This is a genomic window from Sphingobium sp. YR768 (assembly GCF_900111125.1).
Taxonomy (GTDB): domain Bacteria; phylum Pseudomonadota; class Alphaproteobacteria; order Sphingomonadales; family Sphingomonadaceae; genus Sphingobium.
In genome coordinates, this window is sequence record NZ_FOGE01000009.1 from 57,090 (window position 1) to 72,214 (window position 15,125).

At 65.3% G+C, this 15,125-nt stretch carries 14 protein-coding genes and 1 pseudogene; 4 read left to right on the forward strand and 11 right to left on the reverse strand.

Annotation, left to right across the window (positions count from 1 at the left end; translation table 11 throughout):
* The first annotated feature begins 4 nt into the window (after window positions 1-4).
* The 4 genes from BMX92_RS12230 to BMX92_RS12245 all read left to right on the forward strand — a co-directional run bounded on the left by BMX92_RS12230 (window position 5) and on the right by BMX92_RS12245 (window position 4,649).
* Window positions 5-379, forward strand: coding sequence for a C-glycoside deglycosidase beta subunit domain-containing protein (locus BMX92_RS12230; protein ID WP_093016815.1), 375 nt, complete (start codon window positions 5-7; stop codon window positions 377-379).
* Between the two features lie 156 nt (window positions 380-535).
* Window positions 536-1,645 (forward strand): LLM class flavin-dependent oxidoreductase, encoded by a 1,110-nt coding sequence (locus tag BMX92_RS12235; RefSeq protein WP_093016817.1) that lies wholly within the window; start codon window positions 536-538, stop codon window positions 1,643-1,645.
* Window positions 1,642-2,196, forward strand: coding sequence for an NADPH-dependent FMN reductase (locus BMX92_RS12240; RefSeq protein ID WP_093016819.1), 555 nt, complete (start codon window positions 1,642-1,644; stop codon window positions 2,194-2,196). Before BMX92_RS12235 ends, BMX92_RS12240 begins: the two co-directional genes overlap by 4 nt.
* Before the next feature lie 107 nt (window positions 2,197-2,303).
* The gene (locus tag BMX92_RS12245) at window positions 2,304-4,649 is read left to right on the forward strand and encodes a beta-glucosidase (RefSeq protein WP_093016821.1); all 2,346 of its coding nucleotides are present in this window, start codon (window positions 2,304-2,306) and stop codon (window positions 4,647-4,649) included.
* Window positions 4,650-4,703: 54 nt separating this feature from the next.
* Here the strand turns inward: BMX92_RS12245 and BMX92_RS12250 are convergent, their stop codons facing one another.
* The 11 genes and pseudogenes from BMX92_RS12250 to BMX92_RS12295 form a co-directional block, all read right to left on the reverse strand.
* Window positions 4,704-6,287 carry a family 43 glycosylhydrolase gene (locus BMX92_RS12250; RefSeq protein WP_256213407.1) on the reverse strand — a complete coding sequence of 528 codons (1,584 nt, stop codon included), beginning with the start codon at window positions 6,285-6,287 and terminating at the stop codon, window positions 4,704-4,706.
* A 46-nt stretch (window positions 6,288-6,333) separates the two neighbouring features.
* The gene (locus BMX92_RS12255; RefSeq protein ID WP_093016825.1) at window positions 6,334-7,386 is read right to left on the reverse strand and encodes a sugar phosphate isomerase/epimerase family protein; all 1,053 of its coding nucleotides are present in this window, start codon (window positions 7,384-7,386) and stop codon (window positions 6,334-6,336) included.
* Window positions 7,383-8,498 (reverse strand): Gfo/Idh/MocA family protein, encoded by a 1,116-nt coding sequence (locus tag BMX92_RS12260; RefSeq protein ID WP_093017000.1) that lies wholly within the window; start codon window positions 8,496-8,498, stop codon window positions 7,383-7,385. Before BMX92_RS12260 ends, BMX92_RS12255 begins: the two co-directional genes overlap by 4 nt.
* An 8-nt stretch (window positions 8,499-8,506) precedes the next feature.
* Window positions 8,507-9,451 (reverse strand): fumarylacetoacetate hydrolase family protein, encoded by a 945-nt coding sequence (locus tag BMX92_RS12265; RefSeq protein WP_093016827.1) that lies wholly within the window; start codon window positions 9,449-9,451, stop codon window positions 8,507-8,509.
* 1 nt (window position 9,452) lies between these two features.
* Window positions 9,453-10,244, reverse strand: coding sequence for a cyclase family protein (locus tag BMX92_RS12270; RefSeq protein ID WP_093016829.1), 792 nt, complete (start codon window positions 10,242-10,244; stop codon window positions 9,453-9,455).
* On the reverse strand, window positions 10,241-11,398 hold the full coding sequence (locus BMX92_RS12275; RefSeq protein WP_093016830.1) for an alpha/beta hydrolase family protein: 1,158 nt from the start codon (window positions 11,396-11,398) through the stop codon (window positions 10,241-10,243). Before BMX92_RS12275 ends, BMX92_RS12270 begins: the two co-directional genes overlap by 4 nt.
* Window positions 11,399-11,413: 15 nt before the next feature.
* A complete protein-coding gene (locus BMX92_RS12280; protein WP_256213408.1) occupies window positions 11,414-11,851 on the reverse strand; it encodes a nuclear transport factor 2 family protein in 438 nt (145 codons plus the stop codon).
* Entirely contained in the window at window positions 11,848-12,750 is a 903-nt protein-coding gene (locus BMX92_RS12285) for a VOC family protein (protein ID WP_093016832.1), read from the reverse strand. The genes BMX92_RS12280 and BMX92_RS12285 overlap by 4 nt, the downstream gene beginning before the upstream one ends.
* Before the next feature lie 18 nt (window positions 12,751-12,768).
* A complete protein-coding gene (locus tag BMX92_RS28395) occupies window positions 12,769-13,044 on the reverse strand; it encodes an FAD-dependent monooxygenase (RefSeq protein WP_218145783.1) in 276 nt (91 codons plus the stop codon).
* Window positions 13,045-13,412: 368 nt separating this feature from the next.
* A pseudogene (locus BMX92_RS28400) lies at window positions 13,413-13,871 on the reverse strand (FAD-dependent oxidoreductase); the annotation flags it as partial.
* Window positions 13,868-15,091, reverse strand: a complete 1,224-nt coding sequence (locus BMX92_RS12295) for an MFS transporter (protein ID WP_093016834.1) — start codon at window positions 15,089-15,091, stop codon at window positions 13,868-13,870. The pseudogene BMX92_RS28400 and the gene BMX92_RS12295, both read right to left, overlap by 4 nt.
* Window positions 15,092-15,125: the final 34 nt, after the last annotated feature.

The window sequence follows — 15,125 nt, forward strand, 5'->3', positions numbered from 1 at the left end:
TTCGATGTTCGACAAATATCTCATCCTGGAAGACAGCCTCCGCGCCACCGAAAGCGGTTTCGCCTTCGACGCGCGGCTTGGCTATTATCGCGGCATCGGCCTGTCGATGATCGAGGATCTGGCCGTCACGCTGGATGGCGAAGCCCAGCCGCGCGAGTCGGTCCTGTTCGAGCAGAATGGCAAGAGCTGGAGCCTCGACGCCATGGAAGAGGCCTATGACGATCGCTGGGAGTTCGGCAGCATCGCCACCATCAGCGTGACGCGCGCGGGCGGGCTTGGTGTTGGCGAGCATAGCCTGACGCTCAAGGAAAAGCTGCGCATTTCCTACCTGCCCTTCCCGCTCTTTGCCGAGGACAGCAAGGTCATCACCGTCGCTTGATTTGCGTCATCCCAGCGAAAGCTGGGATCTCGTGGGGCTAAGTCGAACGCCACCGCCTGAGATGCCAGCTTCCGCTGGCATGACGGAAGTAGGGTTGACCGGTTTTCCATATCCAATTATCAGAATTAAAATTCTAGTTTAAATAAGGAGGGGGCCATGCGCTTTTCCGTTTTCTTGAATGCCCGCACGACGGCCGCCGATCAGGATCGCCAGCTCATCCTGGACCTGATCGATCATAGCGAGAAGGCGGAGGCGCTGGGCTTTGACGCGGTGTTCCTGCCGGACCATCATTTCACCGGTTACATGCCCGTGGCGTCAGACCCGATGATGTTCGCCGCCTATCTGGCTGCAAAGCTGAAGCGCATGCATTTCGGTTTCTCCGTAACGTCGGTGCCGCTGCATCACCCGGTTCGTTTCGTGGAACGCATCAACATTCTGGACCAGCTGACGCAGGGCAAGCTGCTGGTCGGCATCGGCTCTGGCACCACGCCGGAAGAGATGATCGGCTTTGGCGTCAACTATAAGGAAGCCTCGGCCGTGTCCGACGCCAATCTGGCGATCGCTGAAGCATTGTGGGCCAAGACGGTCGACTCCGCTCCGGTCAAGATCGACAATGGCCCGTTCAAGGGCGAGGTGCTGCAACGCATTGCCCCTGCACCCTATTCGCCCGGCCATGCCCGGCTGATGCCCGTGGCGATGAAGGAAGCCTCCATGCGCCGCGCCGCCGAAAATGGCTGGCCCGCCTTCATCCCGGCCTTCACCCCGCCCAAGATCGGCGGGACCGAGCCGCTGACCCATGTCACCAAATATTTCACCGCCTATCGCGACGCGCTGCTGGCGGCGGGCCATTCGGACGCCATCGTAGCCGACGCGCTGTCCTGGACCACACATACCTATCAGTGCGTCCATGTCGCCGACACGGACGAGCAGGCCCGCGAGGAGCTGGAGCAGATCCTGACCGCCTATCAGGAAGCGGTCGACCGCGAGCAATATTATGCCGACAAGGCCGAACGCGAATCCGCCAACCAGAAGACCGACAAGACGCCGCTGGCGCTGACCGAGGACTGGATCGGCACCTGGTGCCTCTATGGATCGCCCGAAACGGTGATCGAGCATCTGAAGCCCTATCAGGAACTGGGCATCGGCAATGTGCTGTGCGGCACCACCACCGGTCCCCTGACGCAGGAGCGGCTGGGCTGGGGCAACCGCACGCTGGAATTGTTGTCGCAGAAGGTGATGCCGGCGCTGAACGGGACACGGCCATGACCCTGATCGTCGGCATCGGCGGCACCAATAGGCCCGGATCGTCGAGCGAGCGGCTGACCGAGGCGGCGCTGGGCTTCGCGCGCGAACTGGGTGCGGAGACGCGGATGTTCGGCGGCGCGGCGCTGGCCGCCCTGCCCCATTTCGCGCCGGAAAGCCCGGAGCGGACCGATGACGAGCGCGAACTGGTGGAAGCGGTGCGCGCGGCCGACGGCCTGATCATCGCTTCGCCCGGCTATCATGGCGGGGTGTCGGGGCTGGTGAAGAATGCCATCGACCTGCTGGAGGATCTGCGTGGCGACGCCCGCCCCTATTTTGACGGGCGCGCGGTAGGGCTGATCGTCACGGCAGCGGGCTGGCAGGCGGGCGGTGTGACGTTGCAGGCGCTGCGCGGCATCACCCATGCCATGCGCGGATGGCCGACGCCGATGGGCGTGGCGATCAACAGCATCGAGCAGAAGCCTTTTGGCGCGGATGGCGCATTGGTGGACGAGAGTGTTGCCGGACAGCTGAAGATGCTGGCCGGGCAAGTGATGGGTTTCACTCAAAGATAGAATGAAAGTCCGTTCGGGCTGAGCCTGTCGAAGCCCTGCCCTTCTTTTCCAAGAGAAGAACGGCCCTTCGACAGGCTCAGGGCGAACGGTGGAGAGAGGCAAATATAATGACCAGAGACGACGCCATTGCCCTGACTGTCGGCCGCGACATGTGGTCGACCGCCGACTTGCCCGGCATTCCTTCCGCCAGAATGGCCGACGGGCCGATGGGCATTGCCAGCGGCCGGGTCGACGAACGGGACGTATCGGTGCTGACGCCGTGCGGCATGGCGCTGGGCGCGACCTTCGATCCCCATCTGGTGCGTCAGGTCGGCGCAATCGTCGGCGGGGAGGCCAAGCGGCTGGGCGTCGACATGGTGCTGGCGCCGAACGTCAATCTGGTCCGCACGCCGCTGGCCGGGCGCGCGTTCGAACTGTTCGGGGAAGACCCGCTGCTGGCCGGGACGCTGGGCGTCGCCTGGATCGAGGGGCTGCAAAGCCGCCATGTCGGCGCGGTCGCCAAGCATCTGGTCTGCAACGACAGCGAGACGATGCGCGACAGCTATGACGCGTGGATCGACGAGAAGGCATTGCGCGAAGTCTATCTGCTGCCGTTCGAAATGGCGGCGAAAGCGGGCTGCGCGGGGTTGCTGGCGGCCTATAACCGGGTCAATGGCAGTTACTGCGCGGAACAGGCGCATGTGCTGACGACCGTGGTGCGCGACGATTGGGGCTATCAGGGCTTTACCGTCAGCGACTGGTTCGGCTCCAAATCGACTGCGCCCGCGATGATCGCGGGCCTCGATCTGGAAATGCCCGGCCCGGCGCGCTTTTATGGCCAGAAGCTGAGTGCCGCCGTGGAGGCAGGCGAACTGGACGAAGCGCGCATCCTGACCGCGGCCGATCGGGTCGCTGCGGCGGCGCAGGCATGGGCCGGGGGCGACCCCGGAGAAGAGCCGGGCGATCGCGCCACGATTTTGGCCGATGCCGCCGCTGCCAGCTTCGTGCTGCTGGACAATCGCGATGCGCTGCTGCCGATGACGCCAGGGCGGCACAAGCGGATCGCGCTGATCGGCCCCAATGCCGCCGCGCCCTGTTTTCAGGGCGGCACCTTCGCCAAGATCGCGCTGCGGCCCGACGCCATCGGCCTGGTCGATGCATTGCGGGCGCGCTATGGCGCGGACACGGAAATCAGCTTTGAGCCGGGCACCGATCCCAGCCCCCGCCTGCCCGCCATGCCGGCGACCCCGGCGCAGGATATCGGCGATGGCTGTACGCGCGGCATGACCGTTTCCTTCTTTGGCGGGCATGATTTTTCCGGCACGCCACTTTTTCAGGAAACGCGCGACACCAACAGCCTGACCTGGTTCGCCGGGATGCCGGGCATGGACGCCTTCGATCGCCCCGGCGGCGTACGCGCGGCGGGCCGCTTCGCCGCACCGGTCGATGGCGATTATCGCCTGCATATCGGCGGCACCGGATCGGTGACGCTGCTTGTAGATGGCGAGGCCGTCCATAGCGCCAGCCGGTCGATCGCGCCGGGCGATATCATGGGCGTGCTGAAGAGCGGGGACAGCGATCATGTCGTTCTGTCGCTGGAGGCAGGACGCACCTATCTGATCGAGGCGGAATTGCGGTTCGAACCGGCACGCGCGCAGGGCCTGTGGTATGGCGTGGCGACGCCGGGCGATCCCGAAACCTTGCTGGCGCGCGCAGAGGCTGCCGCACGGGATGCCGATGCGGTGGTGCTGGTGCTGGGCGAAACGTCGGACTCCGGGGTCGAGAGCAAGGATCGCGACACCACCTTCCTGTCGTCCGACCAGATCGAATTGGCCAAGCGCGTCTGCGCCGCCAATGCACAGACCGCGATCATCGCCAATGTCGCCCATGCGATCGACACCGGCTTTGCCGCCGACGCCGCCGCGCTGATGATCGTCTGGTATCCGGGCGAGGAATTCGGACCGGCGCTGGCCTCCGTACTGGCAGGCGACCGGGAGCCTTCAGGCCGCCTGCCGGTCAGCTTCGCGGCGGACGAGGCCGATTATCCGGTGTTCGGTGCGATCCCCGATGCGGACGGCCGCCTGCCTTATGCGGAAGGCACGAAGATCGGCTATCGCGGCTTTACGGCCCGGCCGGCTCATGCTTTCGGCGCGGGGACGGGCTATGGCGCCTTCGCGATGATCGATGCGCAGGCGACCGCGGCCTTCACCGTCGCCGTCACCGTGCGCAATGAGGGCAACCGCGCCAGCGCTTTCGTCGCGCAGGTCTATTGCGTCGAGGATGGCGCGCTGGCCGGATTCGCGAAGCAGATTATCGGCGCTGGCGAAATCGCTACGATCCATGTGACCGTCGATCCGATCGCGCTGCGCCGCTGGCAGGATGATGGCTGGCGCAACCCTGTCGCTCCGGTGTCGGTCGCGGTCGGCGCATCGAGCATCGACCTGCCCTTCCGCCTCGACCTGCCGGTCGCCTGAATTCGTGTCTCTCCCTGACTGCCGCAGGCGTCCTTCGCCTGCGGCACATTTTCGTCAGGTCAGCGCGCGATAACGGAAGTCAGTGAAGCGGACCGATCCCGCTCCGGCCGCGAACAGGGCCGGGCGCAGGCTGGCCAGATCATCGACCGTATTGGCGTGACAGCCCGAAGTCTCGCTGCGCACGCCATGGCGGGTCCAGTGCTGGCCATCCGCGCTATAGTGGAAGGTCAGGATATGATGATCATTGACGATCTTCAGCCATAGGCGGCGCGTGGCGGGCGCGGGTTCCTGCCAATAGGCCGCCTTACCGCCGCGATAGGTGGTCATGCGCGCGCCGTCATGGCCCATGCCGAAGAAGAGCCGGTCATTGTAGAAGAGCAGCAGGCCGCCCTGCACATCGCCGGTCAGGTCCATCGCGACGCTGATCTCATAGGCGCGGTCGCCGACCATTTGCGTGAGCGGGGAGCAGTCCTGCGGGCCGGTGCCCTTGCCCTTCAACAGCAACGCGCCCTTGCCGACCTGCGCCCGCCCCGCCTCACCCGGTGTCGCGCCATAGAAGCTCCAGCGCGTGCCGAAGGCGGGGGCGTCGAATGCATCGGAGCGGGCGATGCCATGGGGGCCAGCGCTCTTTCCGGGCATCGGCAACGGCTTTGACAGGTCGCCGCCCAATGCGCGCGGCCAGCCGTCGGCAGTCCATTCGATCGGCTCCAGCAGAGTCTGCCGACCCAGCGTACGATAATCCTTTTCATAGCCATGATAGACCAGATACCAGCGGCCGCCCGGCCCCTCGACCGCGGTGGCATGGCCACGCGACCACCAGTGTTCGGCATCGCTGCGCGTGCGCACGATGGGATTGTGCGGACAATTTTCCCATGGCCCGTTCACGGATCGGGAGCGCGCGGCGATGACCATATGGCCGGTCGCCGGGCCAGCGGTGCCGCCGACCGCGCTGATCAGATAGAACCAGTCGCCCCGCCGCATCAGCTTGGGGCCTTCCAGCGCATAGGCCTCCGTCACCCAGTCGTCGGGATAATGCCAGCCGTCATAGACTTTCTTCACCGGCCCGATGGTCGACAGGCCATCGCGGGCCAGCTTCACCCGGTTGACGCCGGAAAGGAAGAGATAGCGTTCGCCATCCTCGCCCACCAGATGGCCCGGATCGATCAGGCCGCCGATGCCCAGGTCGACCGGGTCGCTCCATGGCCCGGCCATGGTGTCGGCATGGATGACGTAGATATTGGCGAAATCCTTGAGGTCGGTCGACCAGGGCGCCTTCATGAAGGGGATATAGATATAATAGCGGCCGTCATGCTTCACGAGGTCGACGGCGAACACCGTGCCCAGCACCTTGGTCAACACCGGGCCGATCGGCGTCCAGTTCACCAGATCGCGCGAATGCCAGATGACGAGGCCGGGCGACGCATCGAAGCTGCTGTGCGTCATATAATAATCCTCGCCATCCTTGAGGATGGAAGGATCGGGATGATCGCCGGCGAGGATCGGATTGAGATAGGTGCCATCGCCCAGATCGGCGCGACGTTGCCCATCCATGCCGGTGCCCCAGCGTGGCGCGGTGGGCGCGGCACGGGCCGCTGTGCCAAGGGCTGCGGCAGCCGCGCCACCCGTTAGCGCTACCATAATTGCTTCGCGACGTGACGGCATGTGATCCTCTCCCCTTATCGTCTTAGCTTAATCCCAATATCCGGCGGTTTTGCGCGGCGTCCACGCCCGATGCGGCGAAATCGTCAAAGGCGTGCGGGGTGACGCGGATGATATGGTCGCGGATGAAGGGGGCGCCTTCTCGTGCGCCATCTTCGGGATGTTTCAGCGCGCATTCCCATTCCAGCACGGCCCAGCCGGCATAGTCATAGTGGGCGAGTTTCGAGAAGATCGCGCCGAAATCGACCTGTCCGTCGCCCAGCGACCGGAAGCGACCGGCGCGATCGGCCCAAGGCAGATAGCCGCCATAGACACCGGTACGGCCATTGGGGCGAAACTCGGCATCCTTCACATGGAAGCAACTGATCCGGTCATGATAGCGATCGATGAAGTCGAGATAGTCGAGCTGTTGCAGCACATAATGGGACGGGTCGAACAGGATGCGCGCCCGCTCATGCCCGCCGACCGCTTCCAGAAAACGTTCGAAGGTCGCGCCGTCGTGCAGATCCTCGCCCGGATGGATTTCATAGGCGCAGTCGACGCCGCAATCGGCAAAGACATCCAGAATCGGGCGCCAGCGCCGGGCCAGTTCGGCAAAGGCTTCCTCGACCAGACCCGCAGGCCGTTGCGGCCAGGGATAGACATAGGGCCATGCCAGCGCGCCCGAAAAAGTCGCATGGGCGGTGAGGCCCAGATGCGCGCTGGCCTTGGCCGCCAGCTTCATCTGGTCGATCGCCCAAGCCTGCCGCGCCGCCGGATTGCCGCGTACTTCAGGTGCGGCGAAACCGTCGAACAGCGCGTCATAGGCCGGGTGAACGGCAACGAGCTGGCCCTGCAAATGGGTCGATAATTCGGTCGGCTCGACCCCGAAAGCCGCCAGACGGCCGCGCAGATCGTCGCAATAGCCCTTGCTCTCCGCTGCGGTCTTCAGGTCGATCAGGCGCGGGTCGCAGGGGATTTGCACGCCCTTATAGCCCAGCGATCCGGCCCACTCCGCCAGATGATCCAGCGTGTCGAACGGCGCGGCATCGCCCATGAACTGGGCGAGGAAAATCGCCGGTCCCTTGATCGTCTTCATAGATCCACCCACCCCTTGCCATTGCCCTCGACACAGGCCGACACGAAGCGCATCGACCGCAGCCCTTCCGCTATGCCGGGCAGCAGTGGCGCATCCTCGCCTGCCATGCGATCGGCAAAGTCGCGATAGAGATTGGCGAAGGCCTCCAGATAGCCTTCGGGATGGCCGGCCGGCACTCGCACGGCGCGTGCGGCCCAATCGCCGACATGGCCGCTGCCAGCCCAGAGCGTGCGGTCCGATCCATCCGCATCAGTAATGATCAGCCGGTCCGCCGCCTCATGGCTCCAGCGGATCGCACCGGTTTCGCCATAGATGCGTAAGGTGAGGTTGTTGCGTTCGCCGGTCGCGATCTGCGACGCGCCGACCATGCCGCGCGCACCATTGGCGAAGCGCAGCAGCACCGTCATGTCATCGTCCAGCGCCCGGCCGGGGACGACGATGCCAAGATCGGCATTCACCTGTTCCACCGCATCGCCGACGACGAATTCGGCGAGGTTGAAGGCATGGACGCCGATGTCGCCGATGCAGCCGCCCTGCCCGGCCTGTTTGGGATCGGTGCGCCAGCCGGCTTGCTTGTTGCCGTCCTGTTCGATCGGCTGGGCCAGCCAGCCCTGATAATATTCAGCCACGACCTTGCGCACCCGGCCGATCTCGCCCGCTGCGATCCGGGCCTTCGCCTCGCGGATCATGGGATAACCGGCATAGGTGAAGGTAAGACCGTAGAGGCCGCCCTTGTCCGCCAGCAGCGCGGCCAGTTCCTGCGCCTGCGCCAAGGTCGCGGTGGCGGGCTTGTCGCTCATCACGGCGAGGCCCACGTCCAGTGCCGCCTTCGCGGCAGGCAGGTGCAGATGATTGGGCGTGGCGATGACGACCATCTGGATGCCGTCGGGGCGTTGCGCCTCCGCCGCGATCATCGCCTCGACCGAGGGATAGGCGCGGGTGGGATCGATGCCATAGGCCTCCCCCGCCGCCAGCGAGCGTGCCGGATCGGACGAAAAGGCGCCGGCGACCAGCTCGATCCGCCGGTCCATCTCCGCCGCCAGCCGATGCACCGGGCCGATAAAGGCGCCGGGGCCACCGCCGATCAGGCCCATGCGGATGCGCGCGCTCATGCCGGTGCTCATGGCTGTACCACCTGCTGGTCGATGACGCCGAAGGGACCGCCCAGCGCCTCCATCCGGACCCGGTCGCCAAAGTGGAGGAAGGGCGTCTGCGGCGCGCCATGGTCGATCATCTCGATCGCGCGCCGTTCGGACAGGCAGCTGGAGCCGACGCCGGCATAGTCGGCGTTGGAGACGGTGCCCGATCCGATGATGGTGCCCGCCACCAGATGACGGGTGCGGGCGGCGTGGGCGATCAGGTCATGGAAGCCAAAGGCCATTTCGCGGCCATGGGGATGACCGAACCAGTCGCCGTTGACATGGACCTGCAAGGACAGGTGGACGCGGCCATCGGCCCATGCGTCGCCCAGTTCGTCGGGCGTCACCGCAAAGGGCGCGACCGCGCAGGCGGGCTTGGCCTGGACCCAGCCGAAGCCGGTCTTCATTTCAACGGGGGCGATGGCGCGCAGCGACCAGTCGTTGATCAGCAGCAGCAGTTTCACATGATCGAGCGCATCCTGTGCACTGGTGCCCATCGGCACCGCGTCGGTGACAACGCCGAACTCGCCTTCGAAATCGATCCCGTCCGCTTCGCTGGGCAGCGGTACGTCCTGCGTGCCGGACAGGAAGCGATCGGACAGGCCCTGATACATGAGCGGCCGGTCCGTCTCGATCGGCGGAAGGTGGAAGGCCTTCTGCATCAGTTCGCCATGTTGCGGAAAGGCCGATCCGTCGAGCCATTGCCAGGCGCGCGGCAGCGGCGCGAGCAGACGGCTATGGTCGAGCGGTTCGCCCTCGCCCTGTTCCAGCCGGGCGGCGAGCGCGCGCAGGTACGGTTCGACGGTCGTCCAGCTTTCTATCGCCTGTTGCAGCGTGCCGCCTGCGGGCAGGCAGCGTTGCGCATCGCGCGAGACGACGAACAGGGCGCCGTCGGGCGACCCGTCGGCAAGGGTGGCGAGACGCATCTTATTCCTCGATGATGGCGACGGCGCGGGTCCAGCCGGCCGACGCGCCCTTGATCTTGTGCGGGAAGCAACTGACGGTGAAGCCGTGGGCCGGCAACGCCTCCAGATTGTGCAGCTTCTCCAGATGGCAATAGCCGATGTCGCGGCCAGCCTTATGCCCTTCCCAGATCAGCGATGTGTCGCCGGTTTCCTTGACCTTCTCCGCCGTGTAGCTGAACGGCGCGTCCCAGCTCCAGGCGTCGGTGCCCGTCACGCGCACGCCGCGCGTCGTGAGATACATGGTCGCTTCATAGCCCATGCCGCAGCCGACATTGACGAAATCGGGCCGGCCCAGCGCCTTGCCCGCCGCTGTGTTCACCAGCACGATGTCGAGCGGTTGCAGGTCATGGCCGATGCGCGCGAGTTCCGCCTCCACGTCGGCGGCGGTCACGACATAGCCATCGGGGAAATGGCGGAAGTCCAGCTTCACGCCGGGGCGGAAGCACCAGTCGAGCGGCACTTCATCGATGGTGATCGCCCGCTGGGGTTCACCGTCCTTGGCATCCATGGTCGGGGAGAAATGCCAGGGCGCGTCCAGATGCGTGCCATTATGGGTGGTCAGCGTCACCCATTCCGCCGCCGCAAAGCCTTCGCCGCCCGGCGTCTGCTCCGCCGTCACGCCGGGGAAGAAATGCTGCAATTCCTTCACCGTGTCCTGATGCGTTTCATAGGTGATCCTGGGCCGCATGAAGGGCGGGTCGGACACGACGTCATTGTCCAGCGTGATCGACAGGTCGATGAAGCGACGGGTCATGCGGTCTTCCCTCCGAGCGTTTCGGCGAACCAGTCCGAAATCAGATCGCGACCATAGGCCATATTGTCGGCGCCGACATGCTCCACGCCGCCTTCGCGGGGGGTGAAGATGACCTTCTCGCGACGCGGCGAATTGACGAGCTGGTCGTAGAGATCGTCGGCATAGGCGACGCTGATCTGGCGGTCATTGGCGCCATGGGTGACGAGGAAAGGCACCTTGATCGAACCCATATGGCCGTTGAGGTTCATCGCCTCGGACTTGGCCAGGAAGTCGTCCTGATCCTTCGCGCCGAAGGCCCAGTGGACATGCGCCCAATAATGGGGGACCGGATTCTCGCCCTCGCGCGCCATGCGCTTGTCCTGCACCTCGCGCCAATTATGGTTCGCGCCCCAGACGGCCCCGCTGGCGAAGCGCGGTTCATAGGCGACCGCGCGCGGCGCGAAATGGCCGCCCAGCGAAATGCCGGTCATGCCGATCGCCTTGGGGTCCACTTCGGGCTGTTGTTCCAGCCAGTCGACCGCCTTGCTCGCCCAGCTCTCGCTATGCGGATCAACGGGGAGATTCTGGAGGCGCAGCGCCTCCCCGCTGCCCGGCTGATCGACGCACAGGGTGGAAATGCCGCGTCGCGCCAGCTGTTCAGGCAGCCGGGTCCAGTAGAGCAGTTCCTTGCAGCTATCGAGGCCGTTGCAGAAGACCACGACAGGCTTGCGGCCGTCGCCCGGCGCGCGAGTGAACAAGGCAGGCATGGTGCCGGTGTCGAGCGGGATTTCCACGCGCTCGCGATTGATTTGGCCCAATGCGGTCGATCGGTCGAAAGCATCGCGCGCGCGGGCATAGGTCGCCTCGCGGCCCGGTGCGCCATGGCCCTGCATCCGCTCGGCGGTGATCAGGTAGAGCGACGCGCGCTCCAGCTTGTTGGAGGCGGAGAATTTACGGCCCTTCGCCTCGTCCTCGGCAGCAAGGTCGAGCAGCTTGTCGCCCATCGCGGCCCAGGCCTTCATGAACATCGGCGTGCCCGCGTCGCCGCCATTGGCGGCCGCGTCCCTGATCGGCTGGCACATGTCGACGATCTCGCCGATCTGCCCACCGCTCTCCATCGCGATCGCGACCGACAGGTTCCAGATATAATTGGGGAAATATTCGAACAGGGCCATGGGAAACTCGGTCTTTCAGAACATGGGGTGCGGATTGGCGGCGGTGGTCGGCATGGGTTGCAGCACATCCCAATGTTCGACGATGCGCCCGTCCTTGAGGCGATAAATGTCGGCCACCGCGCCGCCCGCAGAGGCCGGATCGCCCCGGCCGTGCAGATGGATCACGGCATAGTCGCCATCGACGATGATGCGCTTGATGTCGAAGGCGGCGCCGGGCTTCGAGAACATCGGTTCCAGCGCGGCGATCGCGGCGTCGCGGCCGTCGGCGATGCCGGGATTATGCTGGATATAATCGGGCGCGACATAGGTCATGAAGGCCCGGCGCACATCCTTTTCCGCATAGAAGAGCCGCGCGAAATCGCCGATGACCGCGCGGTTCCTCTCGGTATCGCCGGGGGATGCCGCCGCCATCAGCAGCATCCCGGCGACGCCCAGCGCGACCGCACGGATCACGCCTCGACGGCCTGGAACAACCCCTTGTCGGGTTCGGGATGGGGCATGGTCTGCGGACCGCCGACGCCGACGCCCCACTGATCCATCACCTTCGGCCCCGGCACATGGACCTTCGGCTCATGACCCTCGAAATCCACATAGTCCAGTTCGGACGTATATTCGACCGCGAAGCCGGCGGGGGTGGTGAAATAGCTGAAAGTGTTGTTGCCCGCCGTGTGCCGGCCCGGCCCCCAACGAATGTCGGTGCCCTTCTGCCGCAGCCGGTTGATGCCGACCATCATGTCGTCGACGCTCAGCATGTCATAGGCGACATGGTTGAGGCAGGGCGGTCCGGGCAGGATAGCGATGCGGTGATGCGCGCCGTTGCAGCGCAGGAAGCACATGAAATCGCCCAGCCAGTCCGACACCTTGAAGCCCAGCACGTCGCAGAACCACGCCACCAGCGCCTTATGATCGGGCGCGTGCAGGACGATATGGCTGATCTTCTGCGGCACGCCTTCCCAGCGGCTGAGGTCGCGGGCGTCGCGGCGGGCGACGTCGCTGGAAATCTCAAAGGTCAGGCCGTCGGGCGAGAAGAAGCGGAAGCCATAGCCGCCGCCCAGCGTGTCGAAATCCTTCGGCGCGAAGATGATGCGGGCGCCAGCCGCCGCCACCCTGTCATGCAGGGCGTCGACATCGGCGCGGCTGTCGGCGGCGAGCGCGATCACGTCGATGCGCTTTTCCTCGGCCGCGCGCAGACGCACGACATAGAGTTCATCGCCCCCGTCGGCGGCGAAATGGATCATGCCATCCTTCTCGCCCGCCTCGACCAGCTTCCACTGGTCATTATAGAAGGCGCGCTCGGCCTCCAGATCGGGGACGGCATAGCCGACATAGCGAATTTCGGTGACGCGGCTCATGGCTGCTATCCTTGATTGTCAGATGGGTTGGGAGACGACCGCGAACATCTCTGCGGTGGCCTTGTGATTATCGACCTGCGGCCCTTTGCCGATCTGGCCGTGGCAGATGGCCAGCGACTGTTCGACAATATAGCGACAGCGTTCGTAGCGGCGGTCGCGATAGGCAGCGAAGGCGGTTTGCGGGCTTTCGCCCTTGCCCAGTTCCTCGGCCAGCACGATCGCATCCTCGATCGCCATGCCCGCGCCCTGCCCCAGATGCGGCGTGGTCGCATGGACGGCATCGCCCAGCAGCACGACCCGTCCCTTCGACCAGGGACCATCATCGCTTCGAGCGGGCGATAGACGACGCCGTCATTGTCGCTGATCTGCGCGGCGAGCGCCTGAATCTGCGGCGCGGTGTTGGCCAGCTTGGCGCGCATCGTCGCGGCGAGATCGGCGCGGGCATAATGAGGATTGCCCGGCTCCGCGCTGGTCGCGAAGAGATAGATCTGCTCCGCACTCATCGGCACCAGCCCGACGCCGATCGGGCCATTATAGACATGGAGCGCATCCAGCCCGGCGGGGCGCGGGAAATTGTAACGCCACACGCCCTGTCCGGTAAATTCGGGTTTTTCCGCGTCGGGCAGGATCATCTGGCGGGTCTGCGAATAGACGCCGTCCGCGCCGACGACGATGTCATGGCGATCCGCGCTGCCATCGGAGAAACGCACGTCGACGCCCGCGCCATCATCGTCCAGCGCCTCGACGGTGAGGCCCAGCCGAATCTCCGCGCCCAGCGCCCGCGCGCTTTCGCCCAGCACCTTTTGCAGCGCGCGGCGGCCGATGCCGACATTGGCGGGCTTGCCCGGCACCAGCGTCGGAGACGGCACGCGCGCGACCCGATCGCCGCTGGGGATGTAGATTTCCACCGCGTCGAAGCCGCAGGCCGCATCGAGAAAGGCATCGAGCACGTCCAGTTGCTCCATCGCCCGCACGACATTGGCCTGCTGGATGATGCCCACGCCATAGACCGACCAGTTGGGATCGCGTTCGATGACGGTGACGGCATGACCCGCCCGGCTGAGCGCGATCGCCGCCGAAAGGCCGCCAATGCCGCCGCCGATGATCAGCGCCTTCATCATGCGACTCCCAGCTTGCCGGTCGCGCCGCGCGCCGAGCGATCGAGGAACAGGAAGATGATCACCGCCAGCACCAGTCCGATCAGGCCCGCCGCCGTGAAGGCGCCCTGCATCGTGCCGGTCGCGTCATTCAGCTTGTGGACGAGAAAGGGCGAGGAGAATTGGCCGAAGAAGAAGCAGGCGGTCCAAATACCCATGCCGCGCCCGCGATGTTCGAATGGCAACTTGGTCTGCGCCCAGGCGATCAGCGAGGGGACGGCCATGCCGGCGCCGGTCTGCTGTATCACCAGAGCGGCGATCATCCACTTCGCGCTGGTCGCCATGCCGATGCCCAGCAGGCCAAGGCCCAGCATCAGGAAGAAGGCCGAAAGCTGCACCGCATTGCTCTTGCCGCCGAGCGCCCGGAAGACCAGCGCGCCGACGATGACCGACAGGCTGGGCAGCGCGGTCATGGCGCTCAAGGCCGACGGATCGGTCACGCCGACTTCGCGGAAGGCCAGACCGCCATTGATGATGAAGACATAATAGAGGCCCGAGGCGCACAGCGTCACCAGCCCCAGCAGGCCGACCGGCTTCCAGGGGAAAGGCGTCGTCGCGCGCGGCGTGTCGGCGACCTGCGCCACGCTATGGCCTTCGCGCTTGGGCTCGAACAGCCAGGCCATCATCGCGAAAAAGATAGGGAAAGCGATCAGGTAGACGAGGAAGATGCCGTTCCAGCGGATCGCCGTGGCGGGACCGGACAGGGCGATGACGCCGCTGGCCAGGAACGGCCCGGCCACGCCTTGCAGCATCAGCCAGTCGCGCCGCCCTTCATCCTCCCAATAATCGCCGATCAGCGTGTTGACGATGGTCAGGATCGCCGCCTCCGCCACGCCCAGCAACAGGCGCGAGGCGAACACCGCGTTCAGGCTGTCGAGAAAGAAGGGGGCGGTGCCGAAAATACCGTAGAGCAAGGTCGCGCCGATCAGCAGCGGCCGCCGCCCGATCCGGTCCACGAACCAGCCGGCAAAGGGCGCGATCAGCGCGATGGTGAGGCCGGGGGCCGACACCATCATCGGCACTTTCCAGCGCGCATCGGGGTCCGCCGCGAAATGGTCGATGATCGCGGGCACGGCCGGGAACATCGATACGATCGCGAAGATCGGCAGGAAAGCGGCGGTGACGATCGTGATGCCCTGGGGCACCAATGTCAGTCGCCGAAAGAAGGAAACCAGCCGCGACATCTACCCTCCACTCAAATCTATTATTAGAATACTG